At 72.1% G+C, this 17,494-nt stretch carries 17 protein-coding genes; 14 read left to right on the forward strand and 3 right to left on the reverse strand.

What is annotated here, in order from left to right; translation table 11 throughout:
- Nucleotides 1–27: 27 nt before the first annotated feature.
- The 9 genes from AB0E94_RS21290 (at nucleotide 28) to AB0E94_RS21330 (ending at nucleotide 7,634) form a co-directional block, all read left to right on the forward strand.
- Nucleotides 28–438 (forward strand): response regulator, encoded by a 411-nt coding sequence (locus AB0E94_RS21290; RefSeq protein WP_360328623.1) that lies wholly within the window; start codon nucleotides 28–30, stop codon nucleotides 436–438.
- 99 nt (nucleotides 439–537) lie between these two features.
- Complete coding sequence (locus AB0E94_RS21295; protein WP_360328625.1) at nucleotides 538–717, forward strand: Flp family type IVb pilin; 180 nt, start codon at nucleotides 538–540, stop codon at nucleotides 715–717.
- Entirely contained in the window at nucleotides 686–1,132 is a 447-nt protein-coding gene (locus tag AB0E94_RS21300) for a TadE family protein (protein ID WP_360328627.1), read from the forward strand. The genes AB0E94_RS21295 and AB0E94_RS21300 overlap by 32 nt, the downstream gene beginning before the upstream one ends.
- Nucleotides 1,133–1,154: 22 nt before the next feature.
- Nucleotides 1,155–1,934, forward strand: a complete 780-nt coding sequence (locus AB0E94_RS21305) for an RcpC/CpaB family pilus assembly protein (protein ID WP_360328628.1) — start codon at nucleotides 1,155–1,157, stop codon at nucleotides 1,932–1,934.
- Nucleotides 1,934–3,115 carry a P-loop NTPase gene (locus AB0E94_RS21310; RefSeq protein ID WP_360328629.1) on the forward strand — a complete coding sequence of 394 codons (1,182 nt, stop codon included), beginning with the start codon at nucleotides 1,934–1,936 and terminating at the stop codon, nucleotides 3,113–3,115. Before AB0E94_RS21305 ends, AB0E94_RS21310 begins: the two co-directional genes overlap by 1 nt.
- The gene (locus AB0E94_RS21315) at nucleotides 3,112–4,467 is read left to right on the forward strand and encodes a CpaF family protein (protein ID WP_360328631.1); all 1,356 of its coding nucleotides are present in this window, start codon (nucleotides 3,112–3,114) and stop codon (nucleotides 4,465–4,467) included. Before AB0E94_RS21310 ends, AB0E94_RS21315 begins: the two co-directional genes overlap by 4 nt.
- A gap of 8 nt (nucleotides 4,468–4,475) precedes the next feature.
- Nucleotides 4,476–5,423, forward strand: coding sequence for a type II secretion system F family protein (locus tag AB0E94_RS21320; RefSeq protein WP_360328706.1), 948 nt, complete (start codon nucleotides 4,476–4,478; stop codon nucleotides 5,421–5,423).
- Between the two features lies 1 nt (nucleotide 5,424).
- The gene (locus AB0E94_RS21325; RefSeq protein WP_360328633.1) at nucleotides 5,425–6,342 is read left to right on the forward strand and encodes a type II secretion system F family protein; all 918 of its coding nucleotides are present in this window, start codon (nucleotides 5,425–5,427) and stop codon (nucleotides 6,340–6,342) included.
- Between the two features lie 32 nt (nucleotides 6,343–6,374).
- Nucleotides 6,375–7,634 carry a HAMP domain-containing sensor histidine kinase gene (locus tag AB0E94_RS21330; protein WP_360328635.1) on the forward strand — a complete coding sequence of 420 codons (1,260 nt, stop codon included), beginning with the start codon at nucleotides 6,375–6,377 and terminating at the stop codon, nucleotides 7,632–7,634.
- Between the two features lies 1 nt (nucleotide 7,635).
- Here AB0E94_RS21330 and AB0E94_RS21335 read toward each other — a convergent pair whose 3' ends face one another.
- The gene (locus tag AB0E94_RS21335) at nucleotides 7,636–8,442 is read right to left on the reverse strand and encodes a siderophore-interacting protein (RefSeq protein ID WP_360328637.1); all 807 of its coding nucleotides are present in this window, start codon (nucleotides 8,440–8,442) and stop codon (nucleotides 7,636–7,638) included.
- 130 nt (nucleotides 8,443–8,572) lie between these two features.
- Here AB0E94_RS21335 and AB0E94_RS21340 point away from each other — a divergent pair, with 130 nt between their 5' ends.
- Complete coding sequence (locus AB0E94_RS21340) at nucleotides 8,573–9,232, forward strand: response regulator transcription factor (RefSeq protein WP_360328639.1); 660 nt, start codon at nucleotides 8,573–8,575, stop codon at nucleotides 9,230–9,232.
- A gap of 15 nt (nucleotides 9,233–9,247) precedes the next feature.
- Entirely contained in the window at nucleotides 9,248–10,606 is a 1,359-nt protein-coding gene (locus tag AB0E94_RS21345) for a HAMP domain-containing sensor histidine kinase (RefSeq protein WP_360328641.1), read from the forward strand.
- Here AB0E94_RS21345 and AB0E94_RS21350 read toward each other — a convergent pair.
- Entirely contained in the window at nucleotides 10,596–11,525 is a 930-nt protein-coding gene (locus tag AB0E94_RS21350; RefSeq protein ID WP_360328643.1) for a TAXI family TRAP transporter solute-binding subunit, read from the reverse strand. The two genes, AB0E94_RS21345 and AB0E94_RS21350, sit on opposite strands and share 11 nt — an antisense overlap.
- 120 nt (nucleotides 11,526–11,645) lie before the next feature.
- Here AB0E94_RS21350 and AB0E94_RS21355 point away from each other — a divergent pair, with 120 nt between their 5' ends.
- Entirely contained in the window at nucleotides 11,646–12,293 is a 648-nt protein-coding gene (locus AB0E94_RS21355; RefSeq protein ID WP_360328645.1) for a hypothetical protein, read from the forward strand.
- A 55-nt stretch (nucleotides 12,294–12,348) separates the two neighbouring features.
- Here AB0E94_RS21355 and AB0E94_RS21360 read toward each other — a convergent pair whose 3' ends face one another.
- Nucleotides 12,349–13,821 (reverse strand): alpha-amylase, encoded by a 1,473-nt coding sequence (locus AB0E94_RS21360; protein WP_360328647.1) that lies wholly within the window; start codon nucleotides 13,819–13,821, stop codon nucleotides 12,349–12,351.
- Nucleotides 13,822–14,068: 247 nt separating this feature from the next.
- Here AB0E94_RS21360 and AB0E94_RS21365 point away from each other — a divergent pair, with 247 nt between their 5' ends.
- Both AB0E94_RS21365 and AB0E94_RS21370 read left to right on the forward strand, forming a co-directional pair.
- The gene (locus tag AB0E94_RS21365; protein ID WP_360328649.1) at nucleotides 14,069–15,391 is read left to right on the forward strand and encodes a histidinol-phosphate transaminase; all 1,323 of its coding nucleotides are present in this window, start codon (nucleotides 14,069–14,071) and stop codon (nucleotides 15,389–15,391) included.
- Nucleotides 15,392–15,452: 61 nt separating this feature from the next.
- Complete coding sequence (locus AB0E94_RS21370; RefSeq protein ID WP_360328651.1) at nucleotides 15,453–17,474, forward strand: ATP-binding protein; 2,022 nt, start codon at nucleotides 15,453–15,455, stop codon at nucleotides 17,472–17,474.
- Nucleotides 17,475–17,494 lie beyond the last annotated feature (20 nt).

A 17,494-nucleotide genomic window follows, 5' to 3' on the forward strand; every position in this document is an offset into this window, starting at 1 on the left:
TGACAGGCGTAGGTGCGGGAGAGGGTCATGTGGAAGACAGCGGAACGGCAGGGACCGGTCGTGTTGCTGGTCGAGGACGACGAGGACCTGCGTGAGCTGACCACGCAGATGCTCGAGATGCGCGGTTTCTCGGTGCTGGCCGCCAAGGATCCGGTGGGCGCCCTGATGACGTGCCGGGTGCACGACGGCACCATCGACGTGCTGCTGACGGATCTGGGTCTGCCCGGGGTGTCCGGGGGTGAGCTGTCCCGGTCGGCGACGGCGGTCCGGCCCGGTATGCGGGTCGTCTACGTCTCCGGGGTACCCGAGGAGATCGCCGTCAAACGCGGGCTGATCAAGGCGGGGTCGCCGTTCATCAGCAAGCCGTACACCGCCGACGTGCTGGCCGGCACCCTGCGATCGGTGCTGGCGCAGACCCCGTCGACCACTAACCGGTAACTATCCCGCAACCGAGGCTGTCTCATGGTTCCCAGGAAACGTCCGATGAACAGGGCAACGGCCACCAGGGAGGGTGGCCCTCGTGAGTGAGGACAGCCCGTGGAAAAGTTCAAGCTGCTCATCGGATACCTGCGTGCCAAGCACAGCTCGGACCAGGGTGCCACCATCGTCGAGTACTCGCTGCTGGTGGCCCTCATCGCGGTGGCGCTCATCGTCGGCCTCCAGGCCCTCGAGACCGACATCGCGGGTGTTCTCAAGAAGATCACGGACAACATCTGACGGTTGCCGCCCGATCGCCGGCCCGTCCGCGCAGGACGGGGCGGCGATCGTCGAGATGGCGATCGTGCTGCCGGTCCTGCTGCTGATCCTCTTCGGGATCATCGACATGGGCCGGCTCCTCCAACAGCACATCCAGCTCACCGAGGCGGCCCGCGAGGGCGCCCGGCTGGGCGCGCTCAACGGCACCGTCACCGAGGTCAAGGCCAAGATCACCTCGGTGGTGGGCGCCGGCGTCACCCTCACCTACCCGGCCGTCAACGGGGTCAACGTCTGCGCGGCCGGGTCGGCCCTCGGCGCCGACTCGGTGGTGAACGTCCAGCGCACCTTCCAGCCGGCGACCCCGCTGATGGCGTGGATCGCCCGCACCACACCCGTCGTCATCACCGCCAAGGGCGTGATGTCGTGCCTCGGCTGACGTCCGGCGGGATGGTGGCGCCGTGCGCCGGCGCGTCCTGATCCTGCTCGCCGCCCTCCTGCTGGCGGTGATGAGCGGGACGGCGCTGCTGTCGTACCTGCACAGCGCGGACCGCCGGGCGGTCGAGGGCAAACAGGGTGTCTGGGTGCTCGTCGCCACCCGGCACGTGCCGGCCGGCACCCCCGGCGCCGACGTGCAGAAACTCACCAGCCGCATCCTGGTTCCGGCCGAGACCGTGCCGGACGGCGCCCTGACCGGCTGGGACTCCGCGCTCGACGAGCTGCGCCTGTCCGCCCCGCTGGAGACCAGCCAGCTGCTGCTGCGGCCGCTGTTCCAGATGCCGGCGCCGGAGCCGTCCGCGTCGCGGCGGATCACCGTTCCCGGTGACAGACTTGCGGTCACCGTCGCGCTGAGCATCGCGCCCCAGGTCGCCGGCGACGTCAGCGCGGGCGACGACGTCACCGTCTACGCCAGCTGCCCGCTCGAACCCAGGGACGACGACCCGCCGCCGCGGACCCGGGCGCTCCTGCCGCGGACCCGGGTGATCGCGATCGGCGAATCACCCGAGCCGGTCGTGGCGGCCCCGTCGGTGTCGGCCTCGCAGCAGGCGCAGATCCTGGACGCCGCCGGCGGCGGGCCGGCCGCGAACGGCGAACGGTACGTGGTGACCCTCGCCGTCGGGCCGAAGGACGCCCAGCGGCTGGTGCACGCGGCCCGGTACTGCGCGCTGTACCTGGCTCTGCTGGGCTCCACGGTCACGGTCACGCCGGGCGGCGGCGTCGACACCGACGGGCTGTACTGATGACCCTCTACGTCTACGTCGAGCCCGACGCGGCCCGGCGCGCCGAGGTCGGACCGGCCTTCCGCGAGGTCGGCTGCACCATGCTGGCCTCGATGGCCGACCTGGAGGCGCATCTGCCGCGCTATCCGGAGACGATCCTGGTGATCCTCGGCGCGACCGTGGACCTGGGTGAGGCGCTGATGTTCACGGCGTACCAGCGGCTCCAGCGGCCACTGATCGGTGTGGTGCTGATCCGCCGGACCCTGGATCCGCCGGTGGTGCTGGACTGCCTGCGCTCCGGGGTGCGCGAGATCGTCGAGGAGTCCGACAACGACGGGCTGCGGGCCGCCACGATCCGGTCGGTCGACCTCTCCAAGGCGCTCAGCAGCACCCTGCGGGGCACCACCGAGCAGGCCCCGTACGCCCGGGTGATCACCGTCTTCGCCGGCAAGGGCGGCTGCGGCCGCAGCACGGTCGCCGCGAACCTGGCGGTGGCCCTCGCCGGAGGTGGCCGACGGGTGCTGATCATCGACCTCGACCTCCAGTTCGGCGACGTCGCGATCATGTTGCGGCTCTCCCCGGAACGCAACATCACCGGCGGCCTGTCGATGAGCGGGCGCCTGGACGAGCCGGGGCTCCGGTCGATCGTCGCCAGCCACCGCACCGGCCTGGACGCGCTGCTCGCCCCGCCCAGCCCGGCCGAGGGCGAGCGGATCAGCCGCGAGTTCGTGGTGGAGATCCTCGACGTGGCCCGTCCGGCGTACGACTTCGTCGTGGTCGACACCCCGGCCGTGGTGACCGACCAGGTCTTAGCCGCCCTGGACATGTCCGACTGGTTCGTCCCGATCGTCACCCCGGACCTGCCGGCCCTGAAGTCGGTCCGGCTCACCTCGGAGATGTTCGACCTGCTGGACTATCCGAAGGACCGCCGCCTGCTGGTCTTCAACCGGGCCAACACCGAGGTCGGGCTGAGCACCGCCGACGTCGAGGCGGCGGTCGGCATGCCGTTCGCGGTGCAGGTGCCGTCCAGCCGGGACGTGCCGGTCTCGGTCAACCAGGGCGAACCGCTCACCATGACCGACCCGCTGCACCCGGTGAGCCGGGCCATCCGGCAGCTCGCCGACCGCTGCGCCGGCATCGAGACACCCGTCGCCCGGCGCCGCAGCCTCTTCGGCTTCGGCCGGCGGAAGGACCGCAGATGAGCCTGTCGGCGCGGCTCGCCGCCGCCCAGAACGCCCAGAACCCGCAGGCCACTCGCTCGGCTGTGCCCACCGAGCGGAGCACGCCGGGATTCGACCAGGTCAACGAGGTCCGGCTGCGGATCCAGCGGCGGCTCGCCGACGAGCTCGGCCCCACCCTGTACGGCAACGACCGCGACCGCGCCGACGACCTGGACTCCCGCGTCCGCGACGGGCTGAACGAGCTGCTGGCCCGGGAGGAGACCCCGCTCTCCGGCGCCGACCGGGCCCGGATCGTCCGCGAGGTGGTCGACGAGGTGCTCGGGCACGGGCCGATCGAGTCGCTGCTGCGCGACCAGTCGGTCACCGAGGTGATGGTGAACGGGCCGCACGCGGTGTTCGTCGAGCGGTTCGGCCGGATCGAACGGGTGGCGGCCGAGTTCGACGACGAGGCGCACCTGCGCCGGATCATCGACCGGATCTGCTCCCGGGTGGGGCGCCGGGTCGACGAGGCGAGCCCGATGGTCGACGCCCGCCTGCCGGACGGGAGCCGGGTCAACGCCATCGTGCCGCCGATCGCGCTGGACGGCTCGTCGCTGACCATCCGCAAGTTCGCCTCGGTGCCGCTGAACGTCGGTGACCTGCTCAGTTACGGCACGCTGAACCGCAGCGCGGCCGAGTTCCTGGAGGGCTGCGTGCGCGGCCGGCGCAACGTCGTGGTGAGCGGCGGCACCGGCTCCGGCAAGACCACCATCCTCAACGTGCTGTCCGGGTTCGTGCCCGCCGACGAGCGGATCGTCACCATCGAGGACGCCGCCGAGCTCCAGCTCAACCAGGAGCACGTGGTCCGGCTGGAGTCACGGCCGCCGAACTCCGAGGGCCGCGGCACGATCACCACCCGCGAGCTGGTCCGCAACGCGCTGCGGATGCGGCCGGACCGGATCGTCGTCGGCGAGGTCCGGGACAGCGCCGCCCTGGACATGCTCCAGGCCATGAACACCGGCCACGACGGCTCGCTGACCACTCTGCACGCCAACTCGCCGCGGGACGCGCTCTCCCGGATGGAGACGATGGTGCTGATGGCCGGCATGGACCTGCCGAGCCGCGCGATCCGCGACCAGATCGCCTCCGCGGTCGACCTGATCCTCCAGGTCAACCGGTTCAAGGACGGGACCCGCAAGGTCACCCACATCACCGAGGTGGTGGGCATGGAGGGCGACATCGTCACCCTTCAGGACATCTTCCTGCACGAGTACGCCGCGGACGCCCGCGGTGGCCAGCTGAAGGCGACCGGCATCCGGCCGAAATTCCTGGACGCGATGGCGCCGTACGGGGTGGTCCTGCAACCAGCACTGTTCGCGGGCCGCGGATGGTGATCCTGGTGATGGCCCTCGTGTTCGGGGGCGGCGCCGCGTTCCTGGCCGGGTACGCGGCCCTCGACGCGGTGTTCGGGCGCACCCCGATCCAGCGCCGGCTGGCCGTGCTCCGCCGGTTCTCGGTGCGCGCCCCGGGCGACGACATCCCGGCGTACCGCCGCCTGATGGTGACGGCCGGGCGGCGGCTGGAGGCGGTTCCGGCGCTGGCCCGGCTGGCCGCCCGGGACGAGGCGATGCTCGACCGGCTGGGCGGCGGCGTGCGCCCGGCCGAGTGGCTGGCCGTCCGTCTCGCCGCCGGCATGCTGCTCGCGGTCGCCGCGGCGGCCGTCTTCCCGTGGCCGTTCGCCCTGGTCGCCGGGATGCCCGCCGGCTATCTGGGCGCCGGGGCGGTGCTGGGGGCGCGGGTCCAGCGCCGCGAACGGCAGTTCGGCGACGACCTGCCGGGCGCCCTGAACCTGATGACCAGCTCGCTGCGGGCCGGGTTCACCCTGCACCAGTCGCTGGAGGCGGCGGTACGCGACGACAACGGCCCGGTCGCCGCCGAGCTCCGGCGGGCGCTGGCCGAGACCCGGATCGGCGGCAGCTTCGAGGACGCCCTGGAACGGGTCGGCGAACGGATGCGCAGCCCCGAGATGGTGTGGCTGGTGATGGCCCTGCGGTTGCAGCGCGAGGTGGGCGGCAGCCTGGTCGACGTCATGCAGACCACCGCCGACACGATGCGCGAGCGCGCCTACATCAAACGGCACGTGCGGGCGCTGTCCGGCGAGGGGCGGATCTCGGCGTGGGTGCTGGGCAGCATGCCGGTGCTCACCGCGGTCGGCATCCAGATCGTCCAGCCGGGCTACCTGCGGCCGCTGTACACCACCCCGGCCGGGCTGATGCTGCTCGCGATCGCCGCCCTCGGCATGGTCGCCGGCGGGTTCTGGCTGCGGGCGGTCGTCCGGGTGGAGGTGTGAGGTGGGCGCCGGGCTGGCCGCGACGCTCGCGGTGACCGGACTGGGCGGGGCGATCCTGCTGGTCGCGGTGGCGGTCACGATGCCGGAGATCCGGCGTGACCGGGTGATGCGCACGCTCGCCGTCTTCACCGGCCATCCGGACGCCGAACCGGGCCGGCACCAGGCCGTCGCGGAGGCCGGCCGGCTGGTCCGGCTCGCCGACCGGCTCGGCGCGCTGCTCACCCCGCCCGGCGACCGGATCCGGCTGAACCGGATGCTGGAGATGGCGGGCAACCCGGCGGACTGGCCGATGCCCCGGATCATCCGGGCCCGGCCGGCCGCGATGGTGGTGGTGTCGCTGCTGCTCGCGGCGACCGGCAACGCGCTCAAGGGCCGGCCCGGCCTGATCGGCGGCGCGATCCTCGGGCTCGCGCTCGGGGCGTTCCTGCCGCTGCTGCTGCTCTGGAACGCGTCGATCAAACGGCAGGAGGCCATCCAGCGGTCGCTGCCGGACGTGATGGACGTGATGGTGATCGGGGTGGAGGCGGGGCTCGGCCTGGACTCGGCGATGGACCAGGTGGCCCGCAGCACCCGGGGGCCGATGGCCGACGAACTGCACCGGGTGCTCCAGGAGATGCGGCTCGGGGTGGCCCGCTCCGAGGCTCTCCGGGGGCTTGCCGGGCGTACCACCGTGCGGGATCTGAAACGTCTTGTCACAGCTCTCATCCAGGCCGGTGAGCTGGGCATCTCGGTGGCCCCGATCCTGCGGGAGCACGCCCAGGAGCAGCGGGTCCGGCGGCGGCAGCGGGCCGAGGAGGCGGCCCAGAAGGTGCCGGTGAAGATGCTCTTCCCGATCCTGATCTGCATGTTCCCGGTGATCTTCGTGGTGATCATCGGACCGGCCGTTCTGCAGCTGATCAAAACGTTCGAGGACAACTAAGAACCGGGGGTGCGGTGCCGAACGGGGGGGTCGTGCTGACACTGGCGATCGAGCGTCCGGACGCGGAGTTCCAGCGGCTCGCGGCGTTGCACGAGTATCAGCTGCTGGACGCCCCGGCCGACGACGAGCTGACCGCGGTGGTCCGGGTCGCCGCGATGGTCGCCGACGTGCCGACCGCGTCCCTGAACCTGATCGACGAGAACCGGCAGTGCCAGCTCACCACGGTCGGGTTTCCGGGCAGCGACTCGGCCCGTACCGACTCGATGTGTGACATCGCGTTCCGCGACGGCAAGGTGATCCACCTGCCTGATGCCCGGCTGAATCCGGTCTACGCCGGAAATCCGTGGGTGGACGGGCGGATGGCCCACGTCCGGTTCTACGTGTCCGTGCCGCTGATCAGCCCGGCCGGGTACGCGCTCGGCACGCTCTGCGTCTTCGACGAGGTCAGCAAGGCGCTGAGCCGGCTGCAGATCCACCGCCTGGAGGACCTGGCCGAGATCATCGTCGGACTGTTCGAGCGCCGCCGGCAGGCCCGGATCAGCGCCGACCTGGCGGTGGAGAGCGAGCGGGCGCACGCCGAGCTGCGGCTGGCGGTCAGCGAGCTGGAACGCTCCAACGACGAGCTGGAGGGCTTCGCCGCGGCGGTCAGTCACGACCTGGTCCGGCCGCTGGCCAGCGCCAGCGGCTTCCTGGAGATGTTCGGCCAGGTGTACGGCGATCAGCTCGACGAACGCGGCGCCAAGTGGGTGTCCGGCGCCGGACGGGCCCTGGACCGGATGCAGGAGCTGGTCCGGGCGCTGCTCGACTACGCACGGGCCGGGCACGCCCCGTTCCGGGCGGTGACCGTCGACCTGACCGACGTGGTCGCGCAGGTGCTCGCCGACCTGCGGGAACACACCGAGAGCGCCGGGGCCGTGATCACCGTCGGCGGGCCGTTCCCGTCCGTCGAGGGCGACCCGACCCTGCTGCGGCAGTTGCTCCAGAACCTGATCGACAACGCGATCAAGTACCGGCATCCGGACCGGGCGCCGGCCGTCGAGGTCGGCTGCGTGCCCGACGACCGGGGCTGTGTGGTGTCGGTCGCCGACAACGGGCTGGGCATCCCGCCGGACCAGCGGGACCGGGTGTTCGACATGTTCGCCCAGGTCGACCCGGAATCCCGCAAGGGTCACGGCATCGGGCTGTCCACCTGCATGCGGATCGTCGAACGGCACGGCGGCCGGATCTCCGTCGGCGAGTCACCGTCGGGCGGCACCGTCATCCGCCTGCACCTGCCCGGCGGCAGTTGCTAGATCACATCGCGGCGTGGCCGTGCCGCCAGTAACCGATGAAGTCGATGCTGGTCTTCGGCACCGTGCGGTCCTCGACCAGGTGCCGGCGGCCGCCGGTGACCAGCGCCGACTCGCCGACCAGGTAGGCCCACACCGGCCCGGACGGCAGCTCGGCGGCGCGCAGCGTGGACAGCGCGAGCTGCCCCGGCACGCCCGGCCCGGTCCGGGCGGCCCACCGCAGGTCCACACCGGCGGGCACCCGGAACTCCTGCCGGTCGGCGTCGGACGGCAGCTCCACGATGGCCACGCCCCTGGCGTCCTCGGGCAGCGACTCGCAGATGCCGGCCACCGCGGGCAGCCCGGTCTCGTCGGCGACCAGCAGTGTCCAGTCGTGGTCGGCCCGCGGGTTGTAGCCGACCCCCTGGTCGAGCAGGCCGGCCTGGTCACCGGGCTGGGCGGCGAGGGCGAACGCGCTGGCCGGGCCGCTGTGCCCGGCGGCGTCCACATGCACCACGAAGTCGACGTCGAGGCCGTCCGGGCGGTAGGCGCGAACCGTGTAGTTGCGCACGAACGGCCGCTTCGGCTTGGCGGTGGCCAGGTACTGCGCGTACCAGAGCCCGGAGGTACGGGTCGGCAGTTTCAGGCTGTCCTGGCCGGGGCGCGGCAGGAAGAGCCGGAACCACTGGTCGAACCCGAGCGGCGTGAACCGGTCGAGGCCCTCGCCGCCGAAGGTCACCCGGACGACGTTCGGCGAGATCCGCTCGCTCTTGGTCACCTCGAGCAGCAACACATGGGGATCGACAGGCTTGCGGATTTTGAAGTTCGCCATAGTTAGGTGACCCTAACCTAACCTCCCGGGCGTTGTCTTTCGGGCGTGCCAAGGGTGATCCGGAAACTCCCGCTGGAAACAAAGGGCGGTTACCGTTCGGAAATCAACCGGGGGGAAGGGCGGATCACCGATGCGGATACTGCTCGTCGAGGACGACCGCCGGGTCGGAGCGGTGATGACCTCGATGCTCCAGCGGCGCGGCTACGCGGTGGAGCACGCCGCCACGGCCACCGCCGCGCTCGAGGCGGCGCCCTGTGACCTCGTGCTGCTCGACCTGAACCTGCCGGACGGCGACGGCCTCGACGTGTGCCGCACGCTGCGGGCCCGGAACGAGAACCTCGGGATCATCGCGGTCACCGCACGCGGCGAGGAGCGCGACCGGGTGACCGGCCTGCGGGTGGGCGCCGACGACTACGTGGTGAAGCCGTTCTCGATGGCCGAGCTCCAGGCGCGGATCGAGGCGCTGCTGCGGCGGACGGTCCGGCAGGCGCCGGTGGCCGTCGGCGCGGTCGAGGTGGGACCGGTGCGGATCGACCCGGCGGCCCGGACCGTCGAGATGAACGGCGAGCCGGTGACGCTGACCCGCAAGGAGTTCGACATCCTCAGCTCACTGGCCCGGCAGCCGGGGGTGGCGCTGACCCGGGAGCGCATCATGCTGGACGTGTGGCAGACCACCTGGTCCGGCAAACACACCCTGGAAGTGCACGTGGCGTCGCTGCGGGCGAAACTCGGCGATCCCGGGCTGGTGGAGACCGTCCGCGGCGTGGGCTACCGTTTGCGCACTACATGAGCAACGGGAGACGGCGTGCGCAGGCGGCTGGTGGTCACCTACCTGCTGCTGCTCTGCATGGTGTTGCTCGCCCTGGAGATCCCGCTCGCCGTCACCGTCGCCAGCCGGGAGACCGACCGGGCGGTCGCCGACCGGCTGGCTGACGCGACCCGGTTCGCGTCGCTGGCGGCGCCCGCGGTGCGCACCGGCGACCTCGACGCGCTCAACGACGAGCTTCGCCGCTACCAGGAGCTGTACGGCATCGGCACGCTCCTGGTCGACCAGGACCAGCAGGTGGTCAGCGCGTTCGGCACGGCCCCGGCGGCGCCCGCGGTCGCGGTGCGCGGCGCGCTCGCCGGCCACCAGGTGAGCTCCCCCGGCACGCTGTGGCCGTGGGAGCGGGAGCCACTGATGGTGGCCGTGCCGATCAGTGACGGCGGCGCGGTCCTGGGTGTGGTGCTGACCGTGTCGCCGACCGACCGCAGCCGCCGTGACGTGCTGATCGTGTGGCTGGTGCTGACCCTGGTCGGGGTGCTGGCGGTGGCCTCCTGCCTGACCACCGCGGACCGGCTGGCCAGCTGGGTGCTGCGGCCGGTGACCAGGCTGGACGCGGCGGCGCACGAGATCGGTGCCGGGGACAGCGCGGCCCGGGTGCAGCCCGGTCTGGGGCCGCCCGAGCTGCGCCGGCTGTCGGCGAGCTTCAACGAGATGGCCGACGCGGTGGCCGAGGCGATGGAGCGGCAGCGGTCGTTCGTCGCGCACGCCAGCCACCAGCTGCGCAACCCGCTGACCGTGCTGCGGCTGCGGATCGAGGACCTGGGCAGCCGGATCGACGACGAGGAACTGCGCGAGGACCGCGAGTTCGCCCTGGAGGAGACCGACCGGCTGGCCGACGTGCTGGACGGGCTGCTCGCGCTGGCCCGCGCCGAACGTGGCCGGCCCGAAGTGGAGACGGCCGATGCGACGGCGCTGACCGCGGACCGGGTGAAGGCGTGGCAGCCGCTGGCCGAGCGGCGCGACGTCGAGCTGGTGGCCGAGCTGCCGGAGGAGCCGGTGCCGGCCCGGCTGGTCGCCACCGCCCTCGATCAGGCGCTGGACGCGCTGATCGACAACGCCCTCAAATTCACTCCGGCCGGTGGCCGGGTGACGGTCCGGTTGCGGTCCGCCGACGGTCAAACCGAGGTGACGGTACGCGACACCGGCCCCGGAATGACCGAGGAGCAGTGCCGGCAGGCCACCGAACGGTTCTGGCGGGCCCCGGACGCGCAGAACGTGGACGGCGCCGGACTGGGCCTGTCGATCGTGAACGTGCTGGTCGAGGCGTCCGGCGGCCGGTTCACGCTGGCGCCCGCCGAGGAGGGCGGCCTGGCCGCGACGATCCGGTTCAGGGCTTGACGCTGCGGTAGTACCGGGCCGCCCCCGGATGCAGCGGCACCGGCAGGGTGGAGATCGCGGCCCGCAACTCCAGGCGCTCGGCGGCCGGATGGGCGGCGGCCAGCTCCCCGCGCCGTTCCATCAGCAGGCGGGTCAGGTCGTACGCCAGGTCCTCGGGCATCTTCTCGGAGACGACGAGCAGGTTCGGGACGGCGATCGTGGCGACCGGCGGCAGGGAGTAGGCGGAGGTCGGCACGTCCCGGACCACGTACACGTCGCTGTAGGCCTTGCGCAGCTCACCGGCCCATTCGGACAGGTCGACGATCCGGATGCCGATGCCGGTGGCGAGCCGTTTGATCCCGGTGACCGGCAGCCCGCCGGAGAAGAAGAACGCGTCGATCTCGCCGCGCTCCAGCGCCCGGATCGAGTCGTCGAGGCCCAGGTCACGCCGCTGCACCGTGCCCGCCATGCCGGCCACCGACAGCAGCCGGCCGACGGTCACCGTGGTGCCGGAGCCGGTGGCGCCGACCGAGACCCGTTTGCCTTTCAGCCCGGCCAGGCCCTTGATCGGGCTGTCCGCGCGGACCACCAGGTGCAGCAGGTCGTCGTAGACGCGGGCCAGCGCGACCAGCCCGGGCGCCGGGGCGCCGCCGGTGACCAGCACATCGGACTGGGCGAACCCGACCTCGGCCTCCCCGCGGGCGACCAGGTCCATGTTCGCCTTGGAGGCGGCGGTGGCCAGGACGCTGGCGTCGGTGCCGGGCAGTTCCCGGTCGACGATGCCGGCGAACGCGGTGCCGATCGCGTAGTAGACGGCGGTCGGGCTGCCGGTGGCGATCCGCACCTGGCGATTCTCCGCAGCGTCACGGCCACAGCCTGTGACGACGAGTAGTGCGACCAGCCCGGCTAGCGCCACACGACGACTGGTTCGAAGGGTCACCTTTGTTTCCCCACGCGGGACGGCCCGGTCCGCGCAAGTTTCCCTCAAGTCTGCGCCGCGGGAGTACCGGCCGAACGGTTCTATCGGCGACGGTGTCCTCAGCCACGGAGGGAGATGCCGATGGACCCGACTTCGATTCGTCCGGTCGTGCTGGCTGACGCGCTGCCCGGCGCGTTCGAGTCGGCCTGTCTGGTCGAGTGTGTGGACACCTCCCGTACCCAGCGACAGCCCCTGCCCGCCCCGGTTCCGCGGGCTGGTGAGGCGCTGGCCGAGTTCGATCGGGAAGACGCCGCGGACCGCCTGGTCTACCTGCTCGACGGCCTCGGTTGCGAGGCGGCGCGGGAGATCCGAACGGGGGGCGGGCGGCGGCGGTACGAGGTGCAGCGCGTGGTCGTGGCGGAATCGCAGCGTCTGGCGACGAGCCGGATGCTGGCGGCGGCCTGGCGCCAGGGTCGGCAAGCCCTCCTCGGGACCGAACAGCTCGGCGCCTCCTCGCCGCGGCACGTGCAGCGGCTCACCCTCGCGCAGGCCGCCTGGCGGGCCGCTCTGCTCGCGGCCGGTCAGCGCCGGCGCGGCCATCTGCTCTGGGTGACGTTGCGGGATCAGGAGATCGCCGCGGTGCTGGTCCGCGCGGCCCGGCTGCTCGGGGTCACCGCCGAGGTCGCCCGGCGGCCCGGCTGCCTGGTGGTGACGGTCGCCGCCGACGCCGCCGCGGCCCTGCCGGCGACGCCGCCGCGCCTGCGCCTGCGTGCCGGCTCGCTGGTCTGACAACTCACCGGGCCTGGGCTGTTTCTCCCCCGGCTTGTTCTCCCCCGGCTCGGTCTCAGGCCGGCTCCACGGTCAGCACGTGAACGCCCCACGAGGGTAGGTCCACGAAGAGGCCCTCGCCGACCAGCTCGTCACCGTCCCGGTCGAAGACCCGGCCGTCCAGCAGGTCGGCCAGCTCCCAGGACCGCCCGGACAGGCCCGGCCACGGCAGCGTGACCCGCGCCTGGGCCTGCTGGTCACCGAAGTTGACCACGACCAGCCGCCGGTCGGCGCCCTCGTGCCAGGACCAGGCCACCACGTCCCGGTGGGACGGGTTGTCCGGCCAGCCGTGGGTGTCCAGCAGCCGCCACTCGCCGCGGCGCACGCCCGGGGCGATCGACAGCAGCCGCCGGTGGAAGGAACGCAGCTCCGGGTCGGCCGGCTCGTCCGGATAGCGGCCGAGGAAGACCGGCAGACGGGTACGCCGACCCTCGAACTGGCCGTCGTGCCAGAGAGTGGCGCCGGGCAGCGTGGCGATGGCCACCGCGGCGGCCCGCCGGCGGCCGGCCGGCATGCTCGCGGCGGCCCGCGGCTCGTCGTGGTTCTCGGTGAACCGCAGCAGCCGGTCCTGGTAGCCGCGGTCGGCGACCAGGTGCTTGCGCAGCGACTCGGCGCCCTCGTGGACGAGCCGGTCGTAGAGGCGCTTGTCGTAGCAGAAGTCGAAACCCTGCCGCTGCAACGTCCACTCGGTGTCCCAGTACGCCTCGGCGATCAGCACCAGCCCCGGGTGCGCGGCCTTGACCCGCTCGATGATCGGCGGCCAGAACTCGGCGGCCGGGACCGGCCCCGCCCACGCCCCCCAGGTGCCGGCGAAGATGTCGTTGGTGACCAGCATCGCCATGTCGCAGCGGACGCCGTCGCACTGCTCGCCGATCCAGCTCAGGGTGGCCACGGTCGCCTCGCGGAGCCCCTCGTCGAACGCGTTGAGCTGGGCGACGTCGGGCCACGGCGGGAAGAACGGATCACGGCCGAACGCCAGCACCCGGCCGGCCGCCTCGAACCAGCCGCGCGGGTCGGCGGCCAGGTCGGCGGGGCCGCCCTGGATGAACCAGCTCGGGTGGTCGGCGGTGGCCGGATGGTCCGGGGCGACGTGGTTGGGCACGTAGTCGAGGATCAGTTTCCGGCCACGCCGGTTCAGCTCGGCGCGCGCGGCGGCCAGCCCGGCCGGGCCGCCCAGCCGGTCGTCGGCGTGGTAGCGGCGCACGCAGTAGGGCGAGCCGACCACGTCACCGGCGGCCAGATCGGGCAGCGCGGCCCGGAAGTCGCGCTGCAACGACTCGTTCTCCATGGCGACGGCGAGTCCGGCCGGGCTGCGCTCCCAGACGCCCATCAGCCAGACCGCGTCGACGCCGGGCGCGGCGATCTCGTCCCACACCTCGCCCGGCACCGTCGCCAGGGTCACCGCACGGCCGTACCGCCGGCTGAGCCCGGCCAGCCACGGCCACGTGCCGATCTCGTAGATCGCCGGCGCCGTCGGCCACCCGGTCATGCGGACCCCCTCCGTAACGTCACCTCATGCTAGGGCCTGGTCGATTGAGCTCGGCCGGGGTGCGGCGTGTGCCGGGCTGGCCGTCATCACCGCCCCCAGCACCACGACGCTCGCCAGCCAGAGCCTGATCAATCCGCGCATCCTTCTCCCTCCGTCACGGCCACCTGAGAAGAGAACGAGCTAGTTGATCAATCGTGGCGGAAGCTGTTTCTTTCCTGAGAATTAAGTATCGAACGATTCAACCCTCGTGCCCGTATCGGAGGGCGGCACCATCACCGAGGGGTTCGGGAGGACTACTGTGGCGCGGACCGGCATCGATACTTCGATCCTGCACAAGGGTTCACACAGCGCATCGTTCTTCGACGTGTCGCGAGCCGCGGGAGAAGGCGTCGAGATCGTCGACTTCTGCATTCCGTGCAACCCGTACTTCCCCACCCCGGAGATGTTCGACGAGCTGACCCGGGACCTGAAGAGCATCCTCAAGTACTACCCGAGCGACTCGTCGACGATCACCAAGAAGCTGGCCGGCGTCCTGGGCCTGCACCCGCAGACGGTGGCCATGGCGAACGGCTCGACCGAGCTGATCACCTGGATCGACCACCTGCTGATCAAGGAGAGCGTGGCGATCCCGATCCCGACCTTCGGCCGGTGGACCGACCAGCCGATGGAGACCGGCAAGCGGGTCGACATGTTCCCGCTCCAGGAGCGCGACGGGTTCCGCCTCGACCTGGAGGAGTACGTCCAGTTCATCCGGGAGCGCAAGTCCCGGGTCGCGGTGGTCTGCAACGTCAACAACCCGGACGGCCACTACATCCCGCGCCGGGACGTGATCCGGTTCATGGACGCGCTCAGCGACCTGGACCTGGTCGTCGTCGACGAGTCGTTCATCGACTTCTCGGACGCCGAGCGGTACCCGTCGGTCGGCCCGGACGCGGTGATCCGCCCGAACGCGGTGGTGCTCAAGAGCCTCGGCAAGAACTTCGGCCTGCACGGCATCCGGTTCGGCTACATGCTGGCCAACCCGGCGATCGCCGGGAAGATCGCGAAGATGCTGCCCAAGTGGAACCTGAACTCGCTGGCCGAGAAGGTCGTCCACATGATCTCCGACCACGAGATGGAGTACGAGGAGAGCCTGCGCCTGCTCAGCCGGGACCGCCGGTCGATGGGCCGGGAGCTCCAGCGCATCCAGGGCCTGACCGTCTTCCCGTCGCAGGGCAACTTCTTCCTGGTCAAGCTGCCGAACGAGTGGTCCGGGGTGGCGCTGCGCGACTACCTGGTCGCCAACCACGGCATCATGACCCGCGAGTGCGGCAACAAGCTGGGCATGACCAGCCAGTTCATGCGTCTCGTGGTGCGCCCGGCGGGTGACGTGGACCGGCTGGTCGACGGCATGCTCGACTACGCGCAGCGGTTCCACACCCGGTCGGTCTACGACACCGACCCGCTGGAGAGCACCCCGCGGGCGCGCTGGGCCGACTCGGCCTACGACGACCAGCCGGACAACCTGATCCAGTACCCGAGCCAGCGCTCCGGCAACGACTACACGGCACGCCGCGCCGCGGTGGGCTGACGCTCAGTTCGACACGTTTTCCGCCGATAGGTGGCCCGACGGGTCTCCTGGGGAGTGCGGAATGACGTACCGCGGATCGCTGGCTCGGACCGGCATGTTCGCAGTCGCGTTCCTGGTCGCGGTCTGGGCCGGCCGTCTCACCGTGATGGACCAGACCAACCTGAGCATGGTGTGGCCGGCCGCCGGGGTCGCGGTGGTCTGGTTCTGCGCCCAGCGGGAGGCCCCGGCGCGCTGGGCCGACGTCGTCGCGCTCGCCATGATCACCCTGGTGGTGAACATGGCGACCGGCGCGACGCCGGTGATGGCGATGGTGTTCGTCAGCGCCAACCTGGTTCAGGTCGCGGTCTTCCTGCATCTGCTGGCCCGCTGGCGGCCGGACCTGCGACCCACCTCCGGCCTGCACAGCGCCCGCGACCTGTGGGCCCTGCTGGCCGCCGCGGCCGCCTCGACGGTGGCCGGCGCCGCGGCCGGGCCGACCGGGATGTGGCTGCTCACCGGACGGCACTCGTGGGCGGCCACGCTCGTCTGGCTGTCCCGCAACACCGCGGCCATCCTGCTGATCGGCGCGGCCGGGCTGTGCGCCGTGCCGGCGATCCGCAAATTCCGGGAGCGGTACGGCTCCCCGCTCGGCTGGTGGCGGGCCACCCCACGAGCGCGCCTGGTCGAGTACGCCGCCCTGGCGCTCTGCTCGTCGGCCGCATACCTGGCCGGTTTCGCCCTGACCCGGGGCCTGCCGATCGCGTTCGCCCTGATCGCCGTGACGGTGTGGGCCGGCATCCGGTTCCCCACCCCGCTGGTGGTGGCGCACGACCTGGCCGCCGGAGTCGTGTCGGTGCTGTTCACCCTGAACGGTTACGGGCCGTTCGCGGCGATCGACAACCCGGCCGCCCGGGCCTGCGTGGCCCAGTTGTACGTCGCGATGGTGGCGGTGATCGGGCTGGCCCTGGCCCTCGGCCGCGACGAGCGGCACGTCCTGATGACCGACCTGGCCGCCGAGAAGGCCGAGCTGGCCGCCGAGCGGGAGCAGGCGTCGCAGCGGGCCGAGCTGCTGCGGGCGATCATCGACTCGACCACCGACGGGCTGGCCGTGGTCGGCGCGGACCGGCGGGTGGTGCTCAGCAACCCGGCCGCCGACGGGCTGCTCACCGACGGGCCGACCGGCGACTTCGAGGAGATCTTCACCCGGGCGCTGGCCGGTGAGGAGGTCCCGGAGACCGATGTGCTGATCCGCCGGCCGGGCGCGTCGGCCGGGCAGATCGTCTGCGTCCGGACCGCGGCGGTACGCGACCCGGACGGCGCCCGGCGGGTGGTGTTCCTGTTCCACGACGTCACCTCCGAGCGCCGGCACCGCGACGAGCTGGCCGGGTTCGCCGGGGTGGTGGCGCACGACCTGCTCAACCCGGTGACCGCGGTCGAGGGCTGGACCGAGACGGCCGCCGAGGCGGTCGAGCGGCTGCCCCGGACGCCGGAGGCCGGGCTGGCGCTGGACGCCCTGGGCCGGGTGGACCGGGCCGCCGGGCGGATGCGGTCGCTGATCGGCGGGCTGCTCGCGTACACCACGGCCCGGGACGCGACGGTCGCCCCGGTCGCCGTCGACCTGGGCCAGATGGTCTCCGAAGTGACCGTCGCCCGGCTCGACGCGGCCATCGCGGCCGGCCTGCCGGCGCCCCGGTTCACGGTCGCCGATCTGCCGCCGGTGCAGGCCGATCCGGTGCTGCTGCGGCAACTGCTGGACAACCTGATCGGCAACGCCATCAAGTACACCGCGCGGGACGTGACACCGGCGCTGACCGTGACCGCGACCCGGGCCGGCGACATGGTGCTGGTGTGTGTCGCGGACAACGGCATCGGCATCCCGGCCGGGCAGCACGACGAGATCTTCGGCAACTTCCACCGGGCGCACTCCACTCTCGGGTACGCCGGGACCGGGCTCGGTCTGGGCATCTGCAAACGAATCGTGGAACGGCACGGCGGGACGATCACCGCGACCGACAATCCGGGCGGTGGATCGCGGTTCGAGTTCTCGGTGCCGGCCGCCGGGGCGGACCGCCAACCCGTGCCGGATTCCGCTCAGCTCCGCTGACCGTTCGCCGAAAGGTAGTC

Origin of the sequence: Actinoplanes sp. NPDC026670 (genome assembly GCF_040638175.1) — a bacterium.
Lineage (GTDB): Bacteria > Actinomycetota > Actinomycetes > Mycobacteriales > Micromonosporaceae > Actinoplanes.